Below are 22,862 nucleotides of genomic sequence, written 5' to 3'. Positions count from 1 at the left end.
GGCGAGAGGCAGGTAGTCGATCAGGAGGCGCGTAACCAGCGTTATCGGATCGGCGGTTATCGCGGGGGTGGGCGCGCATCTCGCGGGCCGGGCCCTGCCAGGGGGTGGTGGCAATGACGGATCGGCACACGACACCGCGGTGGCGCGTCCCTGCCGCGTCCCTCGGGGTACTCCTGGTCACTCTCGCGGCCGGGGTCCCATCCTTCGGCGCATTTGTAGGGGGGGCCACCCCGCCCAAGGACGTCCCCCAGTTTTCGTTCGTGGCGCGGAATCTCGAAAGCATGTATCAGGCTGTCGCGGTTGTGACGGGGTCCGACAAGCGGTACCGCGGGATGGGGTTCGCCCAGTGTCTGCGGACGGTACTCGCGAAGGTCTCAGGCAATCCACGGCTCGGGAAGGATCCGCGGGTCGACCGTTTCACCCGGCAGGCGAATCTGTTTGTCGCGTCCTTTGACTACGTGGATCAGATGGCCGCCTACCACGTCAAGGATGACCAGGGCACCTACGACCGGCCGTTCAACCTCACGGTGCGCTTTGTCCCGGCGAAGATCGACGCGATCCTCGCGACGCTCGGGGAGCGGCCCTGGCACGGTGAGCGGCCGGTCATCATCCCGGCGCTGGCGGTGCACGGCGTGAGCACCGCCTACCTCCTCAGCGCGAACGTCGCCGCGGGCGCCGACCAGCGGGGCTCACTCGAGGAGATGGCGAGCGAGATGGGTCTGCGCGTCCGCTTCCCGACGGACGCGCAGTTGGCCGGATGGGGCGTGACGTTACAGCGATTTGCGCCGCCCCGCGCGTCGACGCGGCCGAACCAAGCACTGGTCGCCGGCACGTTGCAGTTCCAAACGGCCCTGCCCGGGTGGGCCGGATCGTGGCGAATGCGCTACCGGAGCGGCGACTACGCATGGACGATCCGCGGGGTGAATTTCGACGCGGCGTTTCGGGATCTTGTGAACGGCGTCGCTCTGGTCGCGTCAGGCCACGGCGCGCCGGAGTGATCACGCCGCACCGCGCGTCGCCGATGGAACCGGGCGGACGTGCGCCGGCGCCCCGGACACTGCGCTTGGTGCAGGAGTTTATCAACACCTACAATATCGAGCGCTCGCATCTCGGGCTGCGCACCGACGAGTTCGCTGCGCCGGCGGACCTCCGCCGCTGGCTGACCGTCCGCGGCCTGCTGCGCGGATCCGCGGCGGTCCGCCCCGACGACGTCCGGCGCGCGGTCGAAGTGCGCGAAGCCCTGCGGCGCCTCGCGCTCGCCCACAACCGGATGCCGGCGACCGCCGAGGCGGCCGCGGCGCTGGCCCGCCTGGCGCGCGACGCGCGCCTGGTCGTCCGGGTGCGGCCGGAGGGCACGATGAGCCTCGATCCCGACGCGCCGGGCGTCGTCGGCGCGCTCGGCCGGCTGCTGGCCGCGGCGCTCGTCGCGCAGATGGACGGCACCTGGCGGCGGCTCAAGGCGTGCCGCCGGTGCCACTGGGCATTCTACGACCAGTCCCGCAACCGCTCCGGCGCGTGGTGCTCGATGTCGATCTGCGGCAACCGCGTGAAGGCCCGGACGTTCCGGACCCATCATCCGCGGGCGGCGCGTTAGGATTTCGAGAGGCCGTCCGGCACACCGCGGACTTCCAGGATCGGCCGGATTTCGATCGTCCCCAACTTCGCGCTCGGAAGCCGTCCGGCGATCGCAATGGCCTCGTCGAGGTCCGTCACGTCCAGGAGAAAATATCCGCCGAGCTGCTCGCGCGTCTCCGCGAACGGCCCGTCCGTTATGAGCGGCTTGCCGTCCCGCACGCGCACGCTCGTGGCCGTGGCGACCGGGTGCAGCGGCGCGGCGACGGCGTTCCGCCCGGCCGTGCGGAGATCATGGACGATCTGCCCGGAGTCCTTGTAGCATTGCTCCCGCTCGCTTTCGTCCCAGGCCCGCTCGTCACTGTACGCCAGCAGCATATACTTCATCGCATCTCCTTTCGCTGTCCCGCCGAGCGGCCAACCTCAGGGTACTTCGCCGCGACTTTCCGGACGTCTTCGGGGAACTCGGACATCTCGAAGATCTGCCGGACTTCGATCGTGCAATCCTGGCCCGGACACCGCGTCGCCCACTCGACCGCTTCGGCCTTCGAGTTGACGTTGATGATCCAGTACCCGCCCAACGCCTCCCGCGTTTCGATGAATGGGCCGTCGGTGACGATGTGCTTGCCGCCCCCCGTGAACTCCACACGAGCGCCCGCCCGCTGCGGATGCAGGCCGTCGAGCGCCACCAGGATCCCGGCCTGACGCATCGACTCGTTGTACTTCATCATCGCGTCGACGGCCTCCGCGCTCGGCACCGCATGCACGTCTGCCTTCTCGTAACCCTTCGGGATCATGAGCAGCATGAAACGCATTGGGAACCCCTCCCGTTCGGCTTCTCACTGCGTGGTCGTCCGGCGCGGCTCGAAATCGACAGCGCCGCCGGCCTCCCCGGAGGCGCCGGCGCGGGCCTCAGGGGACCAGCGTGGCGCCCTCCCAGCCCTCCGCGACCCGCCGGTACCGCCGGCGATCGTGCAGGCGATCCTCCGAGCCGTGCCACGCCTCGATCTCGCGCGGCACTACGTAGATACCCGCGAGACTGGCCGGCCGCGGCACGCCCTCGCGGGCGGGATAGCGGCGGCGAAGGTCCTCGATTCCGGCCAGGAACGCCTGGCGGGAGGGCACCTCGCTGCTTTGCGGCTGGTATTCCGCGTAGTAGTGCTCGAGCAGCATCGAACCGAGCCCTTTGCGCCGCCAGTACGTCTCGATTTGCTCGGGCTCCATCGGCGTGATCGGCCCCCAGATCCGGTACTGCCGCCGGACCGTCGGCCAGTGGATCAGCAGGGTGGCCGTCTCGGCGCGCGCCACCTGATGCCACTTGGGGCTCGTTCGGCTGATGAGCACGCCGACGCCGCGCTCGGTAACGTCGCGCAGCGTGAGCGCGCGCGCCTCCGCCCGGTCCGGCGCCGCGATCGTGACGAGGTAGCAGACTTCCGCGAGCGGGTCGCCGCGCTCGCGCGCCCGCTCCCGCTCGGTGACGATCTCCTGGATCGGTTCGGCCATGCTCATGACTTTTGGGCCCGGCGCGTGTCGATCCTCCGGCTCCCCGAACGACGACCTAACGTAGGCATCCCACCATCGGGAGACGGGGGTCGATGACGTATCTGTGCCTGATCTACAATAACAAGGAAGTGGAACCGGCCGGGGCGCCGGGGCGCCGGCAGGGTGCCGTGACGATCCGGGTGAGGAACGGCAGGCTCTCCACGGTCGAGGGCGGCGGGGCCGCCGGCGGCCACCTACAGGATGTCGTGCTCATCCGTGCCCGGGATCTGAACGACGCCATTCGCGTGGCCTCACAGATGCCCGAAGCACACCTCGGCTCCGTCGAAATCCGGCCGGTCGACGACCCGGAGTAAAGGACCGTGATCGCCCTGGCAACGCAGCCACCCAACAGCCGTGAAGTCGAAGAGGCGCGTCAGGCGGTGGAGACCGTCTACCGCGCCGAGTCGCGCCGCGTCCTGGCCACGCTCATTCGTCTCGTCGGGGACTTCGACTTGGCGGAGGAGGCGATGCACGACGCGTTCGCCGCGGCCGTCGAGCAGTGGCCGCGCGCCGGGGTGCCCTCCAACCCCCGGGCGTGGCTCGTGTCGGCGGGACGTTTCAAGGCCGTCGACGCCTTGCGGCGCCGGACGCGGTTCGACGCGTCGCTCGGCAAGATTGCCGAAGAAATCGAACTGACCGCGGGCGATGCGGCCGATCGGCCGGACTACGGCGAACTTGAAGACGACCGGCTGCGGCTGATCTTCACGTGCTGCCACCCGGCCCTCGCGCCGGAGGCGCAGGCGGCGCTCACGCTGCGCGAGGTCTGCGGGCTTACGACCGAGGAGATCGCGCGCGCGTTCCTGACCGGCGCCCCGACGCTGGCACAGCGCATCGTCCGCGCGAAGCGGAAGATCAAGGACGCGCGCATCCCCTATCAGGTCCCGTCGAAGGAAGATCTGCCCGCCCGGCTGGACGGCGTGCTGCGCGTCGTCTATCTCGTGTTCACCGAGGGGTACGCGCCCTCGTCCGGCCCGTCGCTCGTCCGGGCCGACCTGTCCGGCGAGGCGATCCGCCTGGGCCGGCTCTTGCTGGAGCTGCTGCCGGAGCCCGAGGTCATGGGGCTGCTCGCGCTGATGCTGCTCCACGAGTCGCGGCGCGCCGCGCGCACCTCTCCGTCCGGCGAGCTCGTACTGCTGGACGACCAGGACCGCTCGCAGTGGAATCGGAACCAGATCGTAGAGGGCACGGTACTCGTGGAGCGGGCCTTGGCCTCTCGGCGCTTCGGCCCGTATGCGCTCCAAGCGGCGATCGCCGCAGTGCACGCCGAGGCGCCGTCCGCCGCGGCGACGGACTGGGGCCGGATCGTCGGCTTCTACGACGCTCTGCAGGCCGCGTACCCATCTCCCGTCGTGGAGCTCAACCGCGCCGCGGCGGTGGCGATGCGCGACGGTCCGGCGGCCGGCCTCGCGCTCATCGACGCGCTGCTCGGGCGTGGAGACCTCGACGACTACCACCTGGCCCACGCCGCGCGGGCGGATCTGTGCCGGCGGCTCGGGCGGACCGCGGAGGCCCGCGCGTCCTACGAGCGCGCCCTGCGGCTCGTGAAACAGGAGCCGGAGCGGCGGTTTCTCGAACGGCGCCTGCGCGAGGTCACGGCCGCCGGCGGCTGACCGGCCGGATGCCGGCTACAGCTAGCGGCTGGCAAAAGCGAGCTTGACGCCCAGCGCGACGAACGCCGCCGCGAACGCACGGCGCATCCAAGCCAGGACGGGCGGACGCGAGATGACGTGACGGCGGACCGCCGCGGCGCCGAGGCCGTACCCGACGAACACGACGAACGTCAGCAGCATGAACACCGCGCTCAACGCGAGCATCCGCGACAGCGGGTGCGTGTCGGCGGCGCTCACGAACTGCGGTAGAAACGCCACGAAGAAGATCGAGAGTTTCGGATTTAGAAGGTTGATGAGCACCGCGGTACCGATCACCTCGGCGGCGGACCGGGCGCCCGCGGGTTCTTCGACGCGGAGTGCGCCGTGCTCGCGCAGCGCATTCCAGCCCATGTAGAGAAGGTACGCGACGCCGGCATACTTGAGCGTCTGAAACGCGACGGCGCTCGCGTGCAGCAGCGCGGCGAGCCCCAGGACGGCCGCGGCCATGTGCGGGATGATGCCCAGCGTGCAACCGAACGCGGCGACAACGCTGGCCCGCCGCCCGCGCGAAAGCCCGGCCGCCAGTGTATACAGCACGCCGGTGCCGGGGGACACAACGACAATCAACGACGTCACGAGAAACTCGAGACTCACGGGGTCTGCCCCTCTCTCTGTTGCGCGCCGGCGCCGGGCAGCCAGCGCCCCCACCCCGGCTCGCCCACCCCGCGGCCGTCGCGCGCGACGAGCCGCCCCCGCACGAACGTCATCGCCGGCGTGCCGATCACCTCGCGGCCCGCGTAGGGCGTCCAGCCCGCCTTGCTCACGACCGCGGCGTCGGCAAGGCGGCGCCGACCCGCGGGATCGATGAGCGTGATGTCCGCGTCCGCGCCGGGAGCGAGCGTGCCCTTCTGCGGATAGAAGCCGTACAGGCGCGCGGGTTGCTCGCAGAGCACGTCGACGACCCGTTCGAGCGTGGTTCGGCCCTGCGCCGCGGCCGTCAACATGAGCGACAGCGTCGTCTCCACGCCCGGCAGACCGAACGGACACGCCCAGATGTCCCCCCGCTGCTTCTGCGCGCGCGTGGCCGGCGCGTGATCTGTGCTGACGTGCGTGACGGCGCCCGAGGCGAGGCGTGCCCACATCGCGTCCGCGTCCTCGGGTGTGCGGATGCGCGCCGGCGGCGTGAACTTCCGGAACGGTCCGTGCTCCAGCACCTCGCGCTCCGCGAGATAGAAGTACTGCGGACAGCTCTCGACCCACAGCCGCGCGCCGCTCCGCCGCACCGCCGTGATGAGGTCCACGATCGGCGCGTGGCTCGTGTGCGCGATCACGACGCGCGCGCCGGTGAGGCGCGCGAGCGACGCGACCTCGTCGGCCGCCACCGCCTCCGCCTCGCGGGCCCGCCATTCCGGGATCACCCCGCCGTCCGTGCGGCCGGATGCGCGAAGCGCTTCGGCCCGGTCCCGCGTGATCGCGTCGTCCTCGCAGTGCGCCAGCACGACGCCGTCCCACCGGGCGATCTCGTGAAACGCGCGCAGGAGGTGGCCCGCCGGCACGGCCGGCACGCCGTGCGTCTCGCAGGTGAAGACCTTGAGGTACGCGGGCCCGGCCGCCCACAACTCGGCCAGGCGCGGCACCTGATCCGGCCACACGTGTGCCGCGAGCGCAAAGTCGACGAGCGACCGGCGCGCGAGGTGGCGCACCTTGCCGCGGAGGTCCGCGGCCGTCCGCACCGGCGCGGCGTGCGTGTGCTCGACCACCGTCGTCGTCCCGCCCACCGCGGCCGCGGTGCTGCCGGTGATGAAGTCCTCGCGCTCCGTCTCGCCGGGGTCCATGAAGTGAACGTGGCTGTCGACGACGCCGGGGATCGCGATGAGGCCGCCGGCGTCAACCGTCTCCCGGGCCGGCGCGTCGAGCGTGCCGAGCGAGACGATCCGGCCGCCGTCGACGTGCAGATCGGCCCGGTAGCGGCCGCGCGGGCCGGCGACGGTCGCCCCGCGGATGACGAGATCGATCATCGGGAGGCGGGCCCGCTCACTGCGCGACGCGGACGACGACGCGCCCCGTCACGCGATCTTCGCGCACCATGGCGAGCGCGTCGTTGGCCCGCTCGAGCGGCACCTCCTCGGCCACGATCGGCCGGACGAGTCCGCGCGCGACGAGATCGAACGCCCGGCGCAGCTCCCGGCGCGTCACGTACCGGGAGCCGGCGACGGTCAGCTGGCCGAGCACGACACGCTCGCTCGGCAGCGGCGGGTAATCGGCCGCGGTCACGGTGTACCCCACCAACACCACGCGGCCGCCCTTCCGCGCCAGATCCACCGCCGCGAGCAGCGATGCGTGATGTCCGACCGTATCGACCACGACGTCCGCGCCGCGGCCGCCGGTCGCCTCGCGCACGGCGCCGGCCGCGTCGGCCCCCGCCGGAAAGGCGCCCTCCGCCCCGGCGACCCGCGCCGCGTCGAGCCGGTGGCGCTGCAGGTCGACGGCCAGCGCGCGGGCGCCGGCGGCGCGGACGACCTGCACCGCGTGCAACCCCACCCCGCCGGCGCCGAGGATCGCGACGCTCTCGCCCGCCTGCACCCCGCCCCGCGTCACGACCGCGTGATAGGCGGTGCCGAGCGCGCAGGACAGCGGTCCGCCGTGCTCCGGCGCGACGTTGGCGGGCAGCGACAGCACGCAGTCGTCCGGCACGACGAGGTACTCCTGAAATCCCCCGGGCGACGTGAAACCCGTCCAGCCGCGCAGGCGGTCGCAGAGATTCTCTTCGCCGGCCTGGCAGTGCTCGCAGGTCCGGCAGCCCCAGTAGTTGTAGACGACCACCCGGTCACCGGCCCGGAGGCCGCGCGACCGTCCGTCCTCCGCGGGACCGAACTCCACGATCTCGCCCGCGATCTCATGCCCGGGGACGTGCGGCAGGCGCAGCGACGGCGAGAACGGCATCGCGCCGTCGGCGATTTTGAGATCCGACCGGCACACGCCGCAACCGAAGACGCGCACGAGCACCTGCCCCGGCCCGGGCGCCGGCCGCGGCAGATCGAGCAGCCGCAGCGGTGCTCCGTATTCTGCCACCGCCATCGCGCGCATGCCCCGTCCCTCCGATGCCGGCGCTTACCGCCGGTTAGTCCCGCTCGCGCGGGGCGACGCCGGCGCCGGCCGCCGGCCAGTCCCCGCAAGGGGGCGCTCAGGCCTCGTTCACAATCGCGCCGCGTCCGAGGAGCGACCGGCTCCGCAGGAGTCCGTGCAGCGCTTCCACGTCCGCGAGCGGCCGCACGTCCGACACAACCGGCGTAATCGCACCGTCGCGGACGAGCCGTCCGGCCGCCAGCACCTCGGCGCGCGACGCGTAGCGCGATCCGAGCAGCGTCAGTTCGTTCATCACCATCTGTCGCGACGGCGCCTCGAGCATGGTGTCCTGAAACGTCGTGAGCGTGACCATCCGGGCGCCCGGCCCCAACAACCCGAACGCCCACGCGAGCGTGTGGTGGCTGCCGACGAGGTCGATCGCGACGCTCGCGGTACCGTCGAGCGCCGTCCGCGCACGACCCTGTGCGTCCGGCGCGGTGATGTTCACCGTCTCCGCGGCGCCGAGGCGCCGGCAGTGCTCCAACTTCGCGTCGTCCACGTCGACGGCGACCACCCGGCCGCCGAAGAGCCGCGCCATCTGCGTCATATGGATGCCGACGCCCCCGCCGGCGCCGATGACGAGCACGCGGTCGCCGGGCCGGACGCCCGCCCGCGCGGCGCAGACGTGGTACGGCGTCGCAACCGCGTCCGGGATCACCGTGCCGTCCACGAACGGCACGCCGTCCGGCAGCGGCAGGACGTTGGCCTCCGGCAGGACGGCGAGTTCGGCATAGCCGCCGTCGCGGTGGACCCCGACGTAGCCGGCGTGGCGGCGGCAGAGCGGGTCACGGCCCGCGAGACACCACTCGCACCGGCCGCACGTCAGGTAGAAGTAGCTCATCACGCGGTCGCCCGCCCGGACCCCCGCGACGCCCTCGCCCGTTTCAACCACAACGCCCGTAAACTCGTGGCCCGGGATCCGCGGCAGGGACTCGGGGCGGCCGAGGTTGCCGCCCATGTAGTTCACCACCGTCAGGCCGACGCCGCAGGCCCGAACGGCGATCAGCACCTCGCCGGGGCCGGGTGCCGGGTCGGGGTGGTCGCCGTGGCGCAGCGGCTCCCCCCAGGCGTGGAGGAGCTGGGCCTTCACCGCGCGCGGTTGGCTGCGGGCACGCCGCCGAACAGCGCCAGGATCTCGTCTACCGGCAGCACCCAGCCGAGACAGCGCTGGACGTTCTCCAGACCCAGCACGTGCAGGTCGTCGCCGTACATGCTGGCCACGCCGTCCTGGGCCACTACGACGCGGAAGTCCCGGTTGAACGCGTCGAACGCCGTACAGAGCACGCAGGTATTGGTGTTGATCCCGCAGATCACGACGGTTTCCGCCCCGAGCGCCCGCAGCAGCGTGTCGAGGTCGGTGCCGTAGAACGCGCTCAGCCGTTTTTTGCTGCGGATCACGTAGTCGCCCGGCTCCGCGGCGAGCTCGGCCGGCAGCTCCGTCTGCACGGAGCCTTCCTGGTTGTGGTGCACGATCGTACTGCGCCGCCCCGGCGTCATCGACTCGCGCGCCGCCTCGACCGCCTTCCAGAAGGGGTTCACCATGCTCTCGAGACCCGGCGGCGTCGTGCGCCGGTACGTCAGCAGGACGTAGATGACCGGCACGTGCGCGGCTCTCGCGCCGCCGAGCAGACGCGCCACGGCCGCCCGCACGCGCCGCGCGTCGCCGGTGGACACCGGCATCGTCGCCACCTCGGGGTCCAGATGTCCCCGGTGGACATCCACCGCCAGCACCGCGGCCTTCGCCGGATCGAGGCGCAGCTGCGCGCGGATCGCCTCGAGAAACGGGCGGCGGTCGACAATCTGTGTTCGCGTCGAATCATCCGTGGACATCGGCGCTACACCCCCAGGTAACGGTGCGTGACCTCGGCGTCGGCGGCCAGGTCGGCCGGCGGACCGTGGTAGACCACGTGGCCCTTGCTCAGCACGTAGACGTCGCCGGCGACCCGCAGCGCCATCGGCAGGTTTTGCTCCACGAGCAGAATGCTCAGGCCCTCCTCGCGGAGGCGGACGATGGCGTCTCCGAGGTTGCGGACCAGCAGCGGCGCGAGACCTTCCGACGGCTCGTCCATCAGCAGCAGGCGGGGATTGGTCAGCAGCGCCCGGCCGATGGCGAGCATCTGCTGCTCGCCGCCGGAGAGCATGTTGCCGCGGTGGCCGGCGCGTTCTCCGAGCCGCGGGAAGAGCGTCAACACCCGCTCCACCGTCCAGGTCGCGCCGTTCGCCGCCCGCGCCCCGACGGTCAGGTTCTCGAAAACGGTCAGCGACGGGAAGATGCGGCGGCCCTGCGGAACGAGGCCGATGCCGAGCCGGGCGATCTCGTGGCTCGGCGCGCGCGTGATGTCGCGCCCGCCGAAGAGCACGCGGCCTCGGCGCGGCCTGGCAAACCCCACGATCGAGCGGATCAGCGTCGTCTTACCCATGCCGTTCCGGCCGAGCAGTGCCGCGACCGTGCCGGGGCGGACCTCCAGGCTCACGCCCTGCAGCACGTAGGAATCGCCGTAGTAGGTGTGGATGTCCTCGACGGTGAGCGCGCCCATCAGTGCGCCCTGCCCGCGTCTTCCGCGCCGAGGTAGATCTCCTGAACCGAAGGATCCGCGCGCACCGCGTCCTTCGCGCCCTCGGCCACGACGCAGCCGAAGTGCAGCACCGTGATCGCGTCGACGATCTCGAATGCGACGTCCATGTCGTGTTCGATCAGCAGCAGGGTCAGCCCGGGATCGAGGTTCTTGATGAACTGCGCCATCTCGCGGCGCTCTCCCGGCGACAGCCCGGCCGCCGGTTCGTCCAGCAGCAGAAGGCGCGGGCGTCCGGCGAGGGCCAGCAGCACCTCGAGCTGGCGCTGCTCCCCGTACGAGAGGACGTGCACTTCGACGTCGCGTTTCTGCCAGAGCCCCGCGGGCTCGAGCAGCCCCCGCGCGCGGTCCAACACCCCGCGGTCCCGTCGAAGCGGCCGCAGCATCGCGTACTTGGACGGCGAGAGCGCCTCCACCGCGAGCAGCATGTTGTCTTCGACGGTGAGCGCGCCGAAGAGGTTGGTGATCTGAAAGGTACGGCCGAGCCCGAGCGCGGCCCGCCGGTGCGCCGGGAGACTCGTCACGTCGCGGCCGAAGAGCCGCAGGCGGCCGGAGGTCACCGGAAGCTCCCCCGTGATGATGTTGAACAACGTCGTCTTGCCGGCGCCGTTCGGCCCGATGATGGCCCGGCGAGACCCCTCCGGCACCGACATGGAAACGTCCCGGATCGCTTCGAGGCCGCCGAACCGGCGACAAATCCGGTCGAGCTCCAGGATGGGCCGCGTCCTCAGCGTGCTGCGATCCTTACGCGCAGTGCGCGCACGGCGGATAGTTGCGGTCGTACACCGGCTGCTTCAGGAAATCTGCCGGCGCGAACGTCCAGAACTGCGAGACGTTGTGGAAGGTGTGGATCACCGTGTTGACGAGACGGCCGTTTCGAAATTCCACCTTCCGCACGTACTCGTTCTGGATCGGATTGTGGTAACTGTCGAGGCGGATCGGCCCCCGCGGGGCGTTCGGCAGCTGGACCGCGAGCAGCGCGCGCAGGAACGCCGCGCGGTCGTCCACCTTGCCGTCGATGCGCCGCGCCGCCTCGTCGAGCCACATGCCGCCGGTGTAGTTGGTCTCCGCGTAGTACGACGGATCCTTCTTATAGCGGGCGTTGTAGGCGTCGACGAACTTCTTCGCGGCGAGCGTGGTCAGCCCCGCGGCCCAGTGCAGGCACGTGACGATGCCGGTCGCGTCCTCCGGCGCACCCATGCCGCGGAGCAGACTCTCGTCGGACAGCAGGCCGCCCCCGATGAGCGGGGTCTTGTCCTTCAGGCCGTACTGCCGGTACGCCTTGGCAAAGCGGATCACGTCGACGCCGACCGGAATGGCGAACACCGCGTCCACGTCCCGGCGCAGTTGCGTCACGTACGGACTGTAGTCCGGGGTTCCGAGCGGCGCCCAGATCTTCTGCACGATCTGCCCGCCGTGCAGTTCGAACGTCTTCTGAAAGCCCCCGACCACCTCGTAGCCGAACGCGTAGTCGCTGCCGATGGTGGCGATCCGCTTGTACTTGAGCTCGGTGGCCGCGTACTCGCCGAAGGGATGCGAGGGCTGGCTGCTCGACCAGCCGGTGCGGACGAAGTTGGGGGCGCCCTTCCGCTGCGTCAGGTCGTCCGCGGAGGCCACCATGTAGATCATCGGCGTACCGCGTTCGGCCACATAGTCGCGGACGGCGTAGGCTTCGGAGGCGAGGAGCGGCGCGGTGAGGAGGTGGACGCGATCCTGCTCGATCAGCTTGCGGGCCTTCGTCAACGCGTTGGCCGGCACGCCGCCCGCGTCCTCGACAATCAACTGCACCTGCCGTCCGCCGAGCATCGAGTTCTTCTCGGACAGGTACATCTGAAAACCGTCCAGCATGTCGCGCCCGCTCGGCGCGACCGTGCCCGTGATATCGGCGACGAACCCGATCCGGAACGCGGCCGACGGCTGCGCGTACGCGACCGGGCGCAGACCGCCGAGGGCCCGGGCGGCCGCGGCGCCGGCAAGGGCGGCCCCGCCTTTGAGCAGCGTCCGGCGTCCGATGCCATGTCTCGCCAATCTTCTCACCTCCACTAGGTGGTTTCCGACTGTTCGACGGCCGGGACCCGGGTCCCGCGTGCGGGAGGCCGCCGGGCGAACAGCGTGCGCGCGGCGCCGACCACCCCGCGCGGCGCATACATCACAGCCAGCACCAGAATCGCCCCGAGGATCGTCAGCCAGCGCTGCGTGATGCCGCTCAGCATGTTCTGGAGGAAGACGAGCAGCGCCGACCCGACGAGCGGGCCGAAGAGCGTGCCGGTGCCGCCGAGGATCACCATCAACAGCGCGTTCGCGGACGCGACGAGGTGCACGTCGGCCGGCGAGACGAAGCCGTTGTAATAGGCGTACAGGACACCGGCGAGGCCGCTGAACGTGCCGGCGACGATGAACGCCAGGTACTTGTGGAGGAAGACGTTGTAGCCGAGCACCCGCATCCGCGATTCGCTCTCGCGGATGCCGCGCAGCGTGAGGCCAAACGGCGATGTCACGACAAGAGACATCAAGAGCGCCGCGACCAACGTTACCGCCATCGCGAAGTAATAAAAGGTTTGAATCCGGCTCATGCTGAGCCCGGCCGCGAGCACCGGCCGCGCGATGCCCCGAAGGCCGTTGTCGCCGCCGGTCACCGAGACCCACCTGTAGGCGAGGCCCCAGATGATCTGCCCCAGCGCCAGCGTGATGATCAGGAAGTACGGCCCCGTGGCGCGGATGGCGAGCAGGCCGAACAGCGCCGCCGCGACCGCAGCGGCGAGGAGTCCGCCGCCCGCGGCGGGCCAGAACCCCCAGGCGTGCACGGTGGCCAGTACCCCGACCGTGTAGCCGGCGACGCCGAAGTAGGCGGCGTGCCCCAACGAGGCCAGCCCCGTGTACCCCACCAGCAGATCCAGGCTCATCGCCATGATGCCGTAACAGAACGTCAGCGTCAGCAGGTGCAGGTAGTAGGTCGGCGCGACGGCCGGCAGCGCGCCCAACGCGGCGACGATCACCGCGCCGGCCCCGAGACCGCCGTACGCCCGGGACCGCATCGGTCAGGCCCGGCCGAAGAGGCCGGTCGGCCGCACGGCGAGGATCAGCGCCATCGGCGCAAAGAGCGTAAAGTACGAGAGCTCGGGGAACAGCGCCTTGCCGAAGTTGTCGAGCAGACCGACGAGCAGGCTGCCGACGAGCGCGCCCTTCAGGCTGCCGAGGCCGCCGACGATCACTACGACGAACGTCAGGGGCAGGACGTCGAAGTCGGCGCCGGGATAGATCGAGAGAAACGCACCGCCCATCACACCGCCGGCGGCGGCGAGGAAGGCGCCGAGCGCGAAGACGCCGGTCATCACGCGTCCGACGTTGATCCCGAGACCGCGCGCCATCTCGGCGTCGTCGACGGCCGCGCGCACGGTCGCGCCGAGGCGGGTGCGCTCGAGCAGCAGCCACAGGCCCGCGAAGACGCACAGCCCCACGGCGATCACGAACATGCGGTACGCCGGAAAGTACACGGGGCCGAGCACGAGCGTCCCCGCGAGCGCCTTCGGCACCGGAATGCTTTGCGGGTCGCCGCCCCACAAGAGCAGCGCCTGGTCGGAAAAGAAGAACGCGAATCCCATCGTCAGCAGGACCTGGGGCAGCGCCTGCTGATGGAAGCGCGCGAGGAACCACCGCTGCATGACGATGCCGATCGCCCCGACGGCCGCGCCGCCGGCGACGATCGCGAGCGGGAACACCGACGTCCAGCGCATCACCGACAGCCCGACGTACGCGCCGAGCAGATAGTACGAGCCGTGCGCAATGTTGGCGACGCGCATCAGGCCGAAGATCAGCGTCAGCCCGCTCGCGAGCAGGAACAAGAGCGCCCCGAACGAGAGGCCGTTCAGCGCCTGCTGGAGGTAGAACGACGCCCCCACGGCCCTAGAGCTCGAGCCGCAGGAGCCGGGCCGCGTTGCCGGCCTCGATGGCCGCGGTCGCGGCGGGGGGAAGGCCGAGCCGCCTGAGGCGCGCGGCCGGATCGGCGTCCGCCATGTCGTACGGCAGATCGGTGCCGAGCAGCACGCGCTCGTGGCCGGCGGCCTCGATGAGAAACCCGAGCGCCCGGTCGCCGTGTGTGATCGTGTCGGTGTAAAACCGCCTGAAGGACGCGGACGGAGCCCGCCGGAGGGCGCTCTTCACTTCCGCCCGCACCGCGTAGGTGTGGTCAAGACGCCCCAGCAGAAACGGCAGCGACCCGCCGCCGTGCGCGAGCACCACCTCCAGGTCGGGGTGACGGTCGAGGACGCCGCGCATAACGAGACGCGCGCCGGCGAGCGCGGTCTCGGCGGGGTTGCCGACGGAGTTGTCGAGGTGCCACTCGCCCATGCGCTCGCCGCCGGCGTTGTTGAGCGGATGCGTGAACACGGGCAGCCGGAGCCGCACCGCGCATTCCCAGACCGGCTCGAACGACGGGTCGTCGAGATAACGGCCGTTCACGTTCGTGCCGACGTACAGCGCCCGGCAGCCGGCCCGGGCCGCGCGCTCGGCCTCCGCCGTCGCCGCCGGGACGTCCTGCAGCGGCAGCGTCGCGAACGCGAGGAACCGGCGCGGGTGGGCACGGGCGATCGCCGCGATCTCGTCGTTGAACACCGACGCGAGCTCCCGGCCGACATCCGGGGGCGCCCAGTAGAGCATCGGCGGGGAAAGCGACAACGCCTGAACGCCGATGCCCCAGCGGTCGAGCGCGGCGAGGCGCTCCGCGACGTCCCAGAACACCGGACCGATCGTCGACCGCTGGCGGGGGCTGCTCCAGACGATCCGCTCGTCCCCACGCGTCTCCACTTTGGCGCCGTACCGCGCGCCGATCCGGTCGAGCGCGGCCAGAAACCGCTCCGGAAAGACGTGGCTATGGACGTCGACGATCATGCGGCGGTAGTCAGGCGCGCATGTCGTCGGCGTGCTCGCAGAGCGTGAATCGCTCGTGGCCTGTCTCGGTCACGACGATATTCTCCTCGAGCCGCACCGTCTGCGGGAGCCCTGGGTGCCCGGCGAACGTCTCGATCGCAAAATACATGTTCTTCTTGAGCTCGGCCGGATATTTGAGCGAGTAGGCCCGCGAAATCCACATCCCCTCGTACAGGCTGAGCCCGATGCTGTGCGCGAACTGCTGGAGCGAGACACTCCCGTACTTGTCGTCGTCGTAGACGGGGAAGTGCTTCGCGACGTCCGCCGACGTCGCCCCGGCGCGGACCGCGCCGATCGCCGCATAGAGCGAGTCGTAGCACTCCTTGTAGAGGTCCTTTTCCTGCTGCGTGGGCTTGGCCGCAACCTTCCAGCAGCGGACGAAGTCGATGAAGTAGCCGCCCGGACCGACGGCGTTGATGTCGATGATCATCAAATCGCCCTGGCGGATGATCTTGTCGGTGTGCCAGCGGCGGTATGGACTGGTGTTGCCGCCCGAGGCGACGATGATATCGTAGACGAAGTCGAAGCCGCTGCGGTACAAGTACTCGTTCACTTTCGCGCAGACTTCCGCTTCGCGTACGCCCGGCTTGGCCCACTCGTGCTTGGCCATGTACATCGCGGCGTCCCCGTGCGCGGCGGCGATCTTGTGGCACTCCAGCTCGTCCTCGGTCTTGATGACGCGCGCCTGCGACATCGCCGGCCACCCGTTGACGATGTTGAGCCCCTCCTTCGTCAGGGCCTGGTAGGCCATCAGGTCCATGATATCGATACCGATCTTCTCCTTGTGCACACCCGACTCGCGCAGCACGTCGGCGATCGACCCCGCCATCCGCGCCGCCATCTCCGGCTCGGCGCCTTCCGACCACTTCCAGGTGATCGCCGGGCGGATTTCGTGCAGCCACGGCGCGTCGATCTGCGCGCACACGAGGTCGCTGCCGACCGTCTCGAACAGCACCGGGTCCTTCCCGCGGGGCAGCACCGCGTAGCGGATGAAGATGTTGTTCTTCCAGTTGCCCTGGTAGACCCCGGTCGTGTACCGGACGTTCTCACCGACGAACAGGATCAGCGCGCCGAGGTTGTGTTTGTCCATCATCTCCCGCGCGCGCGTGAGGCGGTCGCTCCGCAGCCGGTCGAAATTGACGCGGCCCTGCCAGTCCGTCCCGGAGGTGCTGAAGACGCGCCGCGGCTGAAGCTCGTGCTGCCCGGCGAGGAACTGATGGTACGTCATCGATGTGGCCCCCCTTTGACCGTTCTCACTCCGCTACGCAAGCAGCGCCGCGCAGTAGGGACTTCGCGAGATCCGCCGCGCCCCGCGCGGGGTCACGGCCACCATATCTTCCAGCCGGACGCCGCCGCCTCCCGGCACGTCCGGCAGCCAGATCAGCGGCTCGAGCGCGAACACCATGCCGGCCTCGAGCGTCACGGTTGCCGCCCCGGGAAACGCCTCGCCGATGTACGGAGGCTCGTTGGAGCCGCAGCCGATCCCGTGGCCGATGAAGAGACTGAGGAAGCGGTCGCCGAGCCCGTGCGCCGCGGCGCGGTCGCGGATCACCTTCGTGACCTCGGCGTTGGTCGCGCCCGGCCGCATCGCCTCGATGCCGGCCTGCAGACCCTCCCACACGGCGCGGTAGATCCGGCGCTGCTCCACGGACGGCCGCCCGCAGATCACGGTCCGGCCGATGTCGCCGAAATAGCCGTTCCAGCAGGCGCCGATGTCGATGAAGACCAGGTCGCCCTCGCGGATCAGCTTGTCGGTCGCGATCCGCGTCGGGGGGGACATCCGCTCGCCGCTCGCCACGAACGGCGTCGTCACGTGCGGATACTCGCCGCCGAGCCGGTGCAGCGTGCGCAGGGCCTCGCCGACTACTTCGCACTCCCGCGCCCCTTCGCGGACGGCGTCCGTCGCGGTCGCCGTGACGGCCTCGGCGATCGCGGTCGCCTCCTCGATCACCGCCATCTCCTCCGCGGTCTTGATCCGCCGGGCGGCCTGCATCGCGACGTCGCCGTCCGCCCACGTGATGCCGGCGCAGGTCTCGACGAGCGCGTCCATCAGCAGCTTGCTCGTGAGATCGATGCCGACCCGCCCCCCGCGCAGCCCCCGGCGGCGCAGCAGCGCGGGGATGAGCTCCGCGGCGACGTGGCGGATCAGCCCCGGCTCCTCGAGGATCGGGATCGTCTCCCAGTCACCGACCCACGGCATGGTGGCCTCGGCCCGATCGCGGTCCCCGCCGGAGACCAGCAGCGCCGTCGTCCCGTCGCGCGTGCAGAGCGCCCCGTTCAGCACGCCGTTCTTCCCGGCAATGACCTGCGGGCGCAGGCTCGTGAGATACCGGACGTTCTCCTCTTTCCAGACGAGGACGGCGTCGAGGCCGGCCGCGGCCATCGCCTGCCGCGCCCGTTCGATCCGTCCGGCGCGCAGGCGGGCCATGTCGATCCGCGCCTCATAGTCCGCGGCCCCGGCACCGCGCGACCAGGTCAATACGCGACCTCGACGAGGCGGCCCTCGCGCGCCGCCCGGATCACGGCGTCGGTCAGCTGCACGCTGCGGAGGCCGTCCGTGCCCGAGGCGTTCGGCTCGCGGTCGTGCGCGACGGCATCGTTGAAGGCGGCCACGGATCGCACGACCGCGTCCATGCTGGAATATTTGGTCGTCTGCTCGCCGGCGCCGGTGAGCACGCGCAGCTCGCCGACGCGAAACGGGCGCGTGGTGTCGATGCCGACGATGCGCCCCGCCGTCCCGTAGATGTCGATGTCCGGCTGGAAGTTTGGCACCTTCTGGTTGGCGTTGACGTACGCGAGCGCGCCGTTCTGGAAGCGCAGCAGCGCGAGCACCATGTGTTCCAGTTCCGTCGACCGGCCCACGTCCGTCACGGCCGTCACTTCCTTGACCTCCGAGCCGAGCAGGTAGCGCAGCAGGTCGAAGGGGTGCACCGCGATGTTGTTGATCGAGCCGAGGCCGGCGAGCTGCGGGTCGGCGCGCCAGCTGCGGAACGGGTTCGCGCCGGAGCTTACCTCGATCTGGACAAGAATGACGTCGCCGATCGCGCGCTGCTCCAGCAGGCGCTTCGTCTCGACGAACGCGGTGTGGTGCCGGGTCTGGAAGTGCGTGCCGAGCTTGAGGCCCGCGGCCCCGAACGCGTCGACCATGCGGCGGGCGTCGGCCGCGGAGAGGGCCAGCGGCTTTTCGCAGAGGACGTGCTTGCCCGCGCGCGCGGCGGCGAGCGCCTGCTCCGCGTGCTGCGCGTTCGGGGTGGAGATGTAGACGATGTCGACGTCGCGGTCGCGGAGCAGATCCGCGTAATCCGTATACGCCCGCCGCGCGCCGTGCTGCGCCGCAAACGCGTCCGCGCGGCCCTGATCGCGGCTCACCACGCCGACCAGCGAGCCCCGCTCGCCGAGCGCCTTGATCGCGGGCGCGGTCGCGCTGCCGGCGAAGCCGCCGGTTCCGATGATGCCCCAGCCGAGTGCCACCGTTCTATCCCCCCTATCGCGTCCATCGCGGCGTCCGCGATGTTCTTCGGTGAAGTCCCGGCGCCCTACCCCGGCGGGCGCCGTTCGCGACGTCGGCCGCCGCCCGTGGATCGGCGGGGCCCCTCCGCGGCGTCTCGCATCGGCACGCAGGCCGCGCCGCCGGCCCGCGAGAAATACCGTGCTCATGCTGCGACACTCGGTGATCTGGCGCCTCCGCGACACGACCACGCCCGCCCTGCAGACGGAGATGCTGGAGGGTCTGGCCTACCTCCGCATGGAGTGCCCGATGGTACGGTCGGGTGACTACGGCGACGACCTCTTCGGCGGCTCCCGCCGATTCGACGATCCGCCGCCGTTCGAAGCCTCGCCGGTCCGGCGGCGCGGCGCCGACGGCCCCCCCGCGAACTACGATGTGGCGCTCCACCTCGACTTCGACGACTGGGACTCCTACCGCCTGTACAGTCCGCATCCCGCGCATAGGGCCGGCTCCGTCTTCAACGGGATGGTATCCTGGGACGAACTCACGGCGCGCGTCGACTGGTACTTCGACGGCCAGGTCCCGATCCGCCACGGCCGTGTGAAACACGTCGCGATGTTCGTCTGGTCCGACGGCGCCTCCGAACCGGCCAAGCAGCGCGCCCTCGACGCCGTGAGGGCCCTCGGTGAGGCACCGGGCGTGGACGCCGTCACACTGGGCCACAACGTCGGGCAGCTCGTCAGCGATTACGATTGGATCATGGACGTCCAGCTGCCCGACCGCGCCGCGGCGGAGCGGCTGCTCGGCGGCCCGCACTACGCGCGGGCGATGGAAGCGGTCGCCGCCGCGACCAAGTACGAATGGACGGCGCGCCTGTCCCACGTCATGCGTGGTCCGTAACCTCGGGCCGTTCACCCACCCCGGTCTCATCCGGCCTTCATCCGGTGCTGGATCGCGGCGGTCTGCTCCGTCCGCGTGAGGCCGTCGAGCAATCCGGCCGCCTCGCGGTAGGCCGGGTGCGCGAGGAAGGCCGCGGCGCCTTCTGCGTCGGCGAAGTGCGCCTCGAGCACGAGATCCGCGCGCCCCGCTTTGGCCCAGCCGAGGTCGTCCGCGACCTCGAGGGCGTAGATCGCTTCGCAGTCGGCGCGCAGCGCGGCCAGCGCCCGCCGCGCCTCCCGTTTCCGCCGATCGTCGGCGCCCTCGCGCCAGCAGTACAGCGCGAGGTGACGCACCCGGCCCCGGACCGACGCCGGCCCTGTGTACAGGTAGTCGGCCCGGGCCTGCCTCTCCACGTGCGTGATGGCGTCGATGAAGCCGCCGACGCGGGAGTGGTGCGGGTCGGTGACGTACGCGTCCCAGGACGCCTTGTCGCGGTGATCCCGGAGCAGCGCGAGCCCGCAGTTCGTACCCGCGGACAAGCCGAGGTCTTCTCCGAAGTCGACCGCGTCGACGGAGCTCGCGTAGCTGATGTACGCGAGCCCTTCTTTGGCCCTGAGCCGCCGCTCCGGCGTCGCGTCCCGGTTCCACCGCCACAGCACGACGCGCCGCAGGACCGGTGAGATGGTCACCGCCTAATACCCCCGCATGACGTGTGTGATCCTCGCCGTCCATTCATGCTTGGTCGCGGACGCGATGACGCCGATCGCGGCGGCGTACCGCGGGCCTTCCACGAAGCCGCGCGCCGCCGCGTCTTGAATCTGGACGTCGAGGATCCAATCGAAGTTGCCTGCGGGGCCGCCCGCGTTCTCGCCGGTGACGGCCGACATGACGCCCGGTACCTGGGCCAGGCTTCGCGCCGCGGCGAGGGCCCGGGCGCGCGCCGCGGCGTCCGCGTCGGCGGCCCAGACGAACAGGGCCGTGTGGCGGACGAGCCCGCGGCGGACCGGCGGGCCGCCGTCGTGCCGCCAATCGATGCGCGCGGTCAGCTCCGGCACCGTGACGGCGGCCTGCAGGCGCGCCACGGCCCGGTACGTCTCGCCGGCGAAGTACCGGCCCCTCGCGGCCTCGTCGTCGAAGTCCAGATGGAGCGCGACGTCGTAGTTGCAGGCCGGCCCTTCCCGGCGCGCGCGCCAGCGCGGCGTGCGCTTCCACGGCGGGACCGCGAGCAGCGGGCTCGAGCCGCCGAACAGGTCGTCCCCGTAGTCGCCGGCGCGCGGTCCCTCGCCCTCCATTCGCAGAAAGGCCAGTCCGCGCCGCATCGCCAGCTTCTGGTCCTCGCCGGCAGTGTCGCGGTGGAGAAACAGCGCCGTGTGCCGCAGCATCAGTGGCGCATCCCCGTCGTCGCGACGCCGGTGATGATCTGGCGCTGAAACACCAAGAAGAGCAGCGTCAGCGGCACCGACGCGATCGCGGACACGGCCATCAGCATCGGAAAGTCCGACGTCTCCGCCGACTGAAACGTCTGCACGGCGAGCGGGACGGTGGCCTTCGCCGTGTTGCTGATAATGAGGAACGGCCAGACGAAGTCGTCCCAGGTCGACTGGAAGATCAGGATCGCGACGGTCAGGACCGCCGGCCAGGCGAGCGGAACGGCGATGCGCAGAAACGTCACCGCGTGGCCGGCGCCGTCGATGCGCGCGGCGGCGATGAGGTCGTCCGGGAGCGACAGGAAGTACTGCCGCATCATCAGCACGCCGAGGGCGTTCGCGGCGACCGGGACAATCATCCCCTGGTAGCTGTTGAGCCACCCGAGGCGCTGCACCGTAAGATACAGCGGCACCATGACCACCTCGAGCGGCAGCATCAGGGTGGCGAGAATGACGACCAGAAGGACGTGCCGGCCGAGGAAGCGGTATTTGGCGAGGCCGTAGCCCGCGAGCGCCGACAGCGCGACGTTCAGAACGGTGACGCAGCCCGTGACGATGGCGCTGTTCACGAAGTAGCGCGTGAAGCCGACGGTTCTGTACGCGGCCGGGTAATTGCTCCACAGCGGCTGCCGCGGAATCCACTGGATCGGCAGATCGAACACGTGCCGGTTGGATTTCAGCGAGGTCGAGACCATCCAAAAGATCGGCATGAGAAACACGATGGTCACGCCGGTGAGCAGGAGCAGCAGCGCGATCGTCACGATCCGCTCCCGGATCTTACTCTTCATGGGTCCTGAACGCGCGCAGGCTGAAGATGGTGAAGGCGACGATGATCAACAGCATGACGAGGGCGGCGGCGGACGCGTAGCCCATCTGGAAACCGATGAAGCCGGTCTGATACACGAACAGCGACAACGTGGTGCTGGCGTTGTCGGGGCCGCCGCCCGTCATGACCAGCGCGAGGACGAAGTTCTGCACGGTCAGCGTGATCGCAAACACCACGACGACCAGAAACGTCGGCTTGAGCATCGGCAGCGTGACCGACCGGAACCGCCGCGGGGGACCTGCCCCGTCGATCGCCGCGGCCTCGTACAGCTCGTGGGGGATCGACTGCAGGCCGGCCAGGTAGATGACCATGCACAAGGGGGTCAGCCGCCAGGCCGTCGCCACGACCAGCGCCTCGACGGCGCCCCGCGCGGACAGCAACCAGTTCACGGGGTGCAGCCCGACGGACTTGAGGACCGTGTTTACGAGGCCGTACGGATGGAAGAGGAACTGCCAGAGAATCGGCGTCACGATGATCGGCACGACGGCAGGCAGAAAGAGCAGCGTCCGAAACAATCCCCGGGCGGGAAGCCGCTGGTTGAGCAGCACCGCGAGGGCGAGTCCGAGAACCATCGAGATCGCGATGGTGGCGCTGACGTAGCGCGCGGTCGTCTCGAGCGCGCCGATGAAGACCGTGTCGTGCGTCAGCCGGAGGTAATTGGCGGCCCCGAGAAACCGCGACGTCCGCTGGGTGAGAGAGGCGTTGGTGAGACTCAGCGACGCGGCGTAGGCCATCGGCCAGAACTTGAAGCACACGAGCAGCAGCAGAATCGGAGCCACGAACACGGCGCCCCACCACGGCTGCGTGGGGCCGAGCCAATGCCGGCGCACCCGGGCCCAGAGCGGCTCGGCCGGCCGGCGGGCGCCGCCGTCCCGTACGCCGCCGCGCGCGGCGACGGCGCCCTGCGCGATACGTTCGTTGCTCACGAGGATGTGGAGCGTCCCGGCTCCGGAC

The 22,862-nt window shown here is 70.5% G+C and carries 26 protein-coding genes; 5 read left to right on the top strand and 21 right to left on the bottom strand.

The features are described 5' to 3' along the window. The first annotated feature begins 113 nt into the window (after positions 1-113). Both VFL28_16565 and VFL28_16560 read left to right on the top strand, forming a co-directional pair. Entirely contained in the window at positions 114-998 is an 885-nt protein-coding gene (locus tag VFL28_16565) for a DUF2066 domain-containing protein (protein HET7266280.1), read from the top strand. Between the two features lie 68 nt (positions 999-1,066). Next, the gene (locus VFL28_16560; GenBank protein ID HET7266279.1) at positions 1,067-1,594 is read left to right on the top strand and encodes a CGNR zinc finger domain-containing protein; all 528 of its coding nucleotides are present in this window, start codon (positions 1,067-1,069) and stop codon (positions 1,592-1,594) included. Here VFL28_16560 and VFL28_16555 read toward each other — a convergent pair. The 3 genes from VFL28_16555 to VFL28_16545 all read right to left on the bottom strand — a co-directional run bounded on the left by VFL28_16555 (position 1,591) and on the right by VFL28_16545 (position 3,075). Continuing rightward, positions 1,591-1,959 carry a YciI family protein gene (locus tag VFL28_16555; GenBank protein ID HET7266278.1) on the bottom strand — a complete coding sequence of 123 codons (369 nt, stop codon included), beginning with the start codon at positions 1,957-1,959 and terminating at the stop codon, positions 1,591-1,593. The genes VFL28_16560 and VFL28_16555 overlap by 4 nt on opposite strands. Beyond that, positions 1,956-2,387: a YciI family protein gene (locus tag VFL28_16550; protein ID HET7266277.1), complete on the bottom strand. Its 432-nt coding sequence runs from the start codon at positions 2,385-2,387 to the stop codon at positions 1,956-1,958. The genes VFL28_16555 and VFL28_16550 overlap by 4 nt, the downstream gene beginning before the upstream one ends. A gap of 97 nt (positions 2,388-2,484) precedes the next feature. Further along, positions 2,485-3,075, bottom strand: coding sequence for a pyridoxine 5'-phosphate oxidase C-terminal domain-containing protein (locus VFL28_16545; protein HET7266276.1), 591 nt, complete (start codon positions 3,073-3,075; stop codon positions 2,485-2,487). Positions 3,076-3,167: 92 nt separating this feature from the next. Here VFL28_16545 and VFL28_16540 point away from each other — a divergent pair, with 92 nt between their 5' ends. Together VFL28_16540 and VFL28_16535 are read left to right on the top strand one after the other, a co-directional pair. Further along, positions 3,168-3,428, top strand: a complete 261-nt coding sequence (locus VFL28_16540; GenBank protein ID HET7266275.1) for a YciI family protein — start codon at positions 3,168-3,170, stop codon at positions 3,426-3,428. Between the two features lie 15 nt (positions 3,429-3,443). Continuing rightward, a complete protein-coding gene (locus VFL28_16535; protein HET7266274.1) occupies positions 3,444-4,724 on the top strand; it encodes an RNA polymerase sigma factor in 1,281 nt (426 codons plus the stop codon). A gap of 21 nt (positions 4,725-4,745) precedes the next feature. Here VFL28_16535 and VFL28_16530 read toward each other — a convergent pair whose 3' ends face one another. The 14 genes from VFL28_16530 to VFL28_16465 all read right to left on the bottom strand — a co-directional run bounded on the left by VFL28_16530 (position 4,746) and on the right by VFL28_16465 (position 18,799). Beyond that, positions 4,746-5,357 carry a LysE family translocator gene (locus VFL28_16530; protein HET7266273.1) on the bottom strand — a complete coding sequence of 204 codons (612 nt, stop codon included), beginning with the start codon at positions 5,355-5,357 and terminating at the stop codon, positions 4,746-4,748. Further along, positions 5,354-6,721, bottom strand: coding sequence for a dihydroorotase family protein (locus VFL28_16525; GenBank protein HET7266272.1), 1,368 nt, complete (start codon positions 6,719-6,721; stop codon positions 5,354-5,356). Before VFL28_16525 ends, VFL28_16530 begins: the two co-directional genes overlap by 4 nt. Before the next feature lie 16 nt (positions 6,722-6,737). Then, entirely contained in the window at positions 6,738-7,790 is a 1,053-nt protein-coding gene (locus VFL28_16520) for an alcohol dehydrogenase catalytic domain-containing protein (GenBank protein ID HET7266271.1), read from the bottom strand. Positions 7,791-7,887: 97 nt separating this feature from the next. Further along, positions 7,888-8,919 (bottom strand): alcohol dehydrogenase catalytic domain-containing protein, encoded by a 1,032-nt coding sequence (locus VFL28_16515; GenBank protein HET7266270.1) that lies wholly within the window; start codon positions 8,917-8,919, stop codon positions 7,888-7,890. Further along, positions 8,916-9,659 carry an isochorismatase family cysteine hydrolase gene (locus tag VFL28_16510; GenBank protein HET7266269.1) on the bottom strand — a complete coding sequence of 248 codons (744 nt, stop codon included), beginning with the start codon at positions 9,657-9,659 and terminating at the stop codon, positions 8,916-8,918. The genes VFL28_16515 and VFL28_16510 overlap by 4 nt, the downstream gene beginning before the upstream one ends. A gap of 5 nt (positions 9,660-9,664) precedes the next feature. Continuing rightward, positions 9,665-10,366, bottom strand: a complete 702-nt coding sequence (locus VFL28_16505) for an ABC transporter ATP-binding protein (protein ID HET7266268.1) — start codon at positions 10,364-10,366, stop codon at positions 9,665-9,667. Continuing rightward, positions 10,366-11,055: an ABC transporter ATP-binding protein gene (locus tag VFL28_16500; protein HET7266267.1), complete on the bottom strand. Its 690-nt coding sequence runs from the start codon at positions 11,053-11,055 to the stop codon at positions 10,366-10,368. The genes VFL28_16505 and VFL28_16500 overlap by 1 nt, the downstream gene beginning before the upstream one ends. 91 nt (positions 11,056-11,146) lie before the next feature. After that, a complete protein-coding gene (locus VFL28_16495) occupies positions 11,147-12,430 on the bottom strand; it encodes an ABC transporter substrate-binding protein (GenBank protein HET7266266.1) in 1,284 nt (427 codons plus the stop codon). Between the two features lie 14 nt (positions 12,431-12,444). Next, entirely contained in the window at positions 12,445-13,437 is a 993-nt protein-coding gene (locus VFL28_16490; GenBank protein ID HET7266265.1) for a branched-chain amino acid ABC transporter permease, read from the bottom strand. A gap of 3 nt (positions 13,438-13,440) precedes the next feature. After that, positions 13,441-14,301: a branched-chain amino acid ABC transporter permease gene (locus VFL28_16485; protein HET7266264.1), complete on the bottom strand. Its 861-nt coding sequence runs from the start codon at positions 14,299-14,301 to the stop codon at positions 13,441-13,443. Positions 14,302-14,305: 4 nt separating this feature from the next. Then, positions 14,306-15,289, bottom strand: coding sequence for an amidohydrolase family protein (locus VFL28_16480; GenBank protein ID HET7266263.1), 984 nt, complete (start codon positions 15,287-15,289; stop codon positions 14,306-14,308). A 10-nt stretch (positions 15,290-15,299) separates the two neighbouring features. Continuing rightward, entirely contained in the window at positions 15,300-16,556 is a 1,257-nt protein-coding gene (locus VFL28_16475) for a Xaa-Pro peptidase family protein (GenBank protein ID HET7266262.1), read from the bottom strand. A 33-nt stretch (positions 16,557-16,589) separates the two neighbouring features. Then, a complete protein-coding gene (locus tag VFL28_16470) occupies positions 16,590-17,807 on the bottom strand; it encodes a Xaa-Pro peptidase family protein (GenBank protein ID HET7266261.1) in 1,218 nt (405 codons plus the stop codon). Further along, positions 17,804-18,799, bottom strand: a complete 996-nt coding sequence (locus VFL28_16465; protein ID HET7266260.1) for a Gfo/Idh/MocA family oxidoreductase — start codon at positions 18,797-18,799, stop codon at positions 17,804-17,806. The genes VFL28_16470 and VFL28_16465 overlap by 4 nt, the downstream gene beginning before the upstream one ends. 178 nt (positions 18,800-18,977) lie before the next feature. Between VFL28_16465 and VFL28_16460 the strand changes: the two genes are divergently transcribed. Then, positions 18,978-19,676: a hypothetical protein gene (locus VFL28_16460; protein ID HET7266259.1), complete on the top strand. Its 699-nt coding sequence runs from the start codon at positions 18,978-18,980 to the stop codon at positions 19,674-19,676. A gap of 26 nt (positions 19,677-19,702) precedes the next feature. Here VFL28_16460 and VFL28_16455 read toward each other — a convergent pair whose 3' ends face one another. The 4 genes from VFL28_16455 to VFL28_16440 are packed head-to-tail and all read right to left on the bottom strand — an operon-like array spanning position 19,703 to position 22,834. Continuing rightward, the gene (locus tag VFL28_16455; GenBank protein ID HET7266258.1) at positions 19,703-20,344 is read right to left on the bottom strand and encodes a Dabb family protein; all 642 of its coding nucleotides are present in this window, start codon (positions 20,342-20,344) and stop codon (positions 19,703-19,705) included. 3 nt (positions 20,345-20,347) lie between these two features. Further along, a complete protein-coding gene (locus tag VFL28_16450) occupies positions 20,348-21,037 on the bottom strand; it encodes a hypothetical protein (protein ID HET7266257.1) in 690 nt (229 codons plus the stop codon). After that, positions 21,037-21,870: a carbohydrate ABC transporter permease gene (locus VFL28_16445; GenBank protein ID HET7266256.1), complete on the bottom strand. Its 834-nt coding sequence runs from the start codon at positions 21,868-21,870 to the stop codon at positions 21,037-21,039. Before VFL28_16445 ends, VFL28_16450 begins: the two co-directional genes overlap by 1 nt. Beyond that, entirely contained in the window at positions 21,860-22,834 is a 975-nt protein-coding gene (locus tag VFL28_16440; GenBank protein ID HET7266255.1) for a sugar ABC transporter permease, read from the bottom strand. The genes VFL28_16445 and VFL28_16440 overlap by 11 nt, the downstream gene beginning before the upstream one ends. Positions 22,835-22,862: the final 28 nt, after the last annotated feature.

Source organism: bacterium, from assembly GCA_035691305.1.
GTDB lineage: Bacteria > Sysuimicrobiota > Sysuimicrobiia > Sysuimicrobiales > Segetimicrobiaceae > DASSJF01.
This window is presented reverse-complemented; position numbering and strand designations above follow the sequence as displayed.

Coding starts and splice junctions, on each gene's coding strand:
- VFL28_16565 (HET7266280.1), top strand. CDS start 114: ATGACGGATCGGCACACGACACCGCGGTGGCGCGTCCCTGCCGCGTCC.
- VFL28_16555 (HET7266278.1), bottom strand. CDS start 1,959: ATGAAGTATATGCTGCTGGCGTACAGTGACGAGCGGGCCTGGGACGAA.
- VFL28_16550 (HET7266277.1), bottom strand. CDS start 2,387: ATGCGTTTCATGCTGCTCATGATCCCGAAGGGTTACGAGAAGGCAGAC.
- VFL28_16545 (HET7266276.1), bottom strand. CDS start 3,075: ATGGCCGAACCGATCCAGGAGATCGTCACCGAGCGGGAGCGGGCGCGC.
- VFL28_16540 (HET7266275.1), top strand. CDS start 3,168: ATGACGTATCTGTGCCTGATCTACAATAACAAGGAAGTGGAACCGGCC.
- VFL28_16525 (HET7266272.1), bottom strand. CDS start 6,721: ATGATCGATCTCGTCATCCGCGGGGCGACCGTCGCCGGCCCGCGCGGC.
- VFL28_16520 (HET7266271.1), bottom strand. CDS start 7,790: ATGCGCGCGATGGCGGTGGCAGAATACGGAGCACCGCTGCGGCTGCTC.
- VFL28_16510 (HET7266269.1), bottom strand. CDS start 9,659: ATGTCCACGGATGATTCGACGCGAACACAGATTGTCGACCGCCGCCCG.
- VFL28_16505 (HET7266268.1), bottom strand. CDS start 10,366: ATGGGCGCGCTCACCGTCGAGGACATCCACACCTACTACGGCGATTCC.
- VFL28_16500 (HET7266267.1), bottom strand. CDS start 11,055: ATGTCGGTGCCGGAGGGGTCTCGCCGGGCCATCATCGGGCCGAACGGC.
- VFL28_16490 (HET7266265.1), bottom strand. CDS start 13,437: ATGCGGTCCCGGGCGTACGGCGGTCTCGGGGCCGGCGCGGTGATCGTC.
- VFL28_16480 (HET7266263.1), bottom strand. CDS start 15,289: ATGATCGTCGACGTCCATAGCCACGTCTTTCCGGAGCGGTTTCTGGCC.
- VFL28_16475 (HET7266262.1), bottom strand. CDS start 16,556: ATGACGTACCATCAGTTCCTCGCCGGGCAGCACGAGCTTCAGCCGCGG.
- VFL28_16450 (HET7266257.1), bottom strand. CDS start 21,037: ATGCTGCGGCACACGGCGCTGTTTCTCCACCGCGACACTGCCGGCGAG.
- VFL28_16445 (HET7266256.1), bottom strand. CDS start 21,870: ATGAAGAGTAAGATCCGGGAGCGGATCGTGACGATCGCGCTGCTGCTC.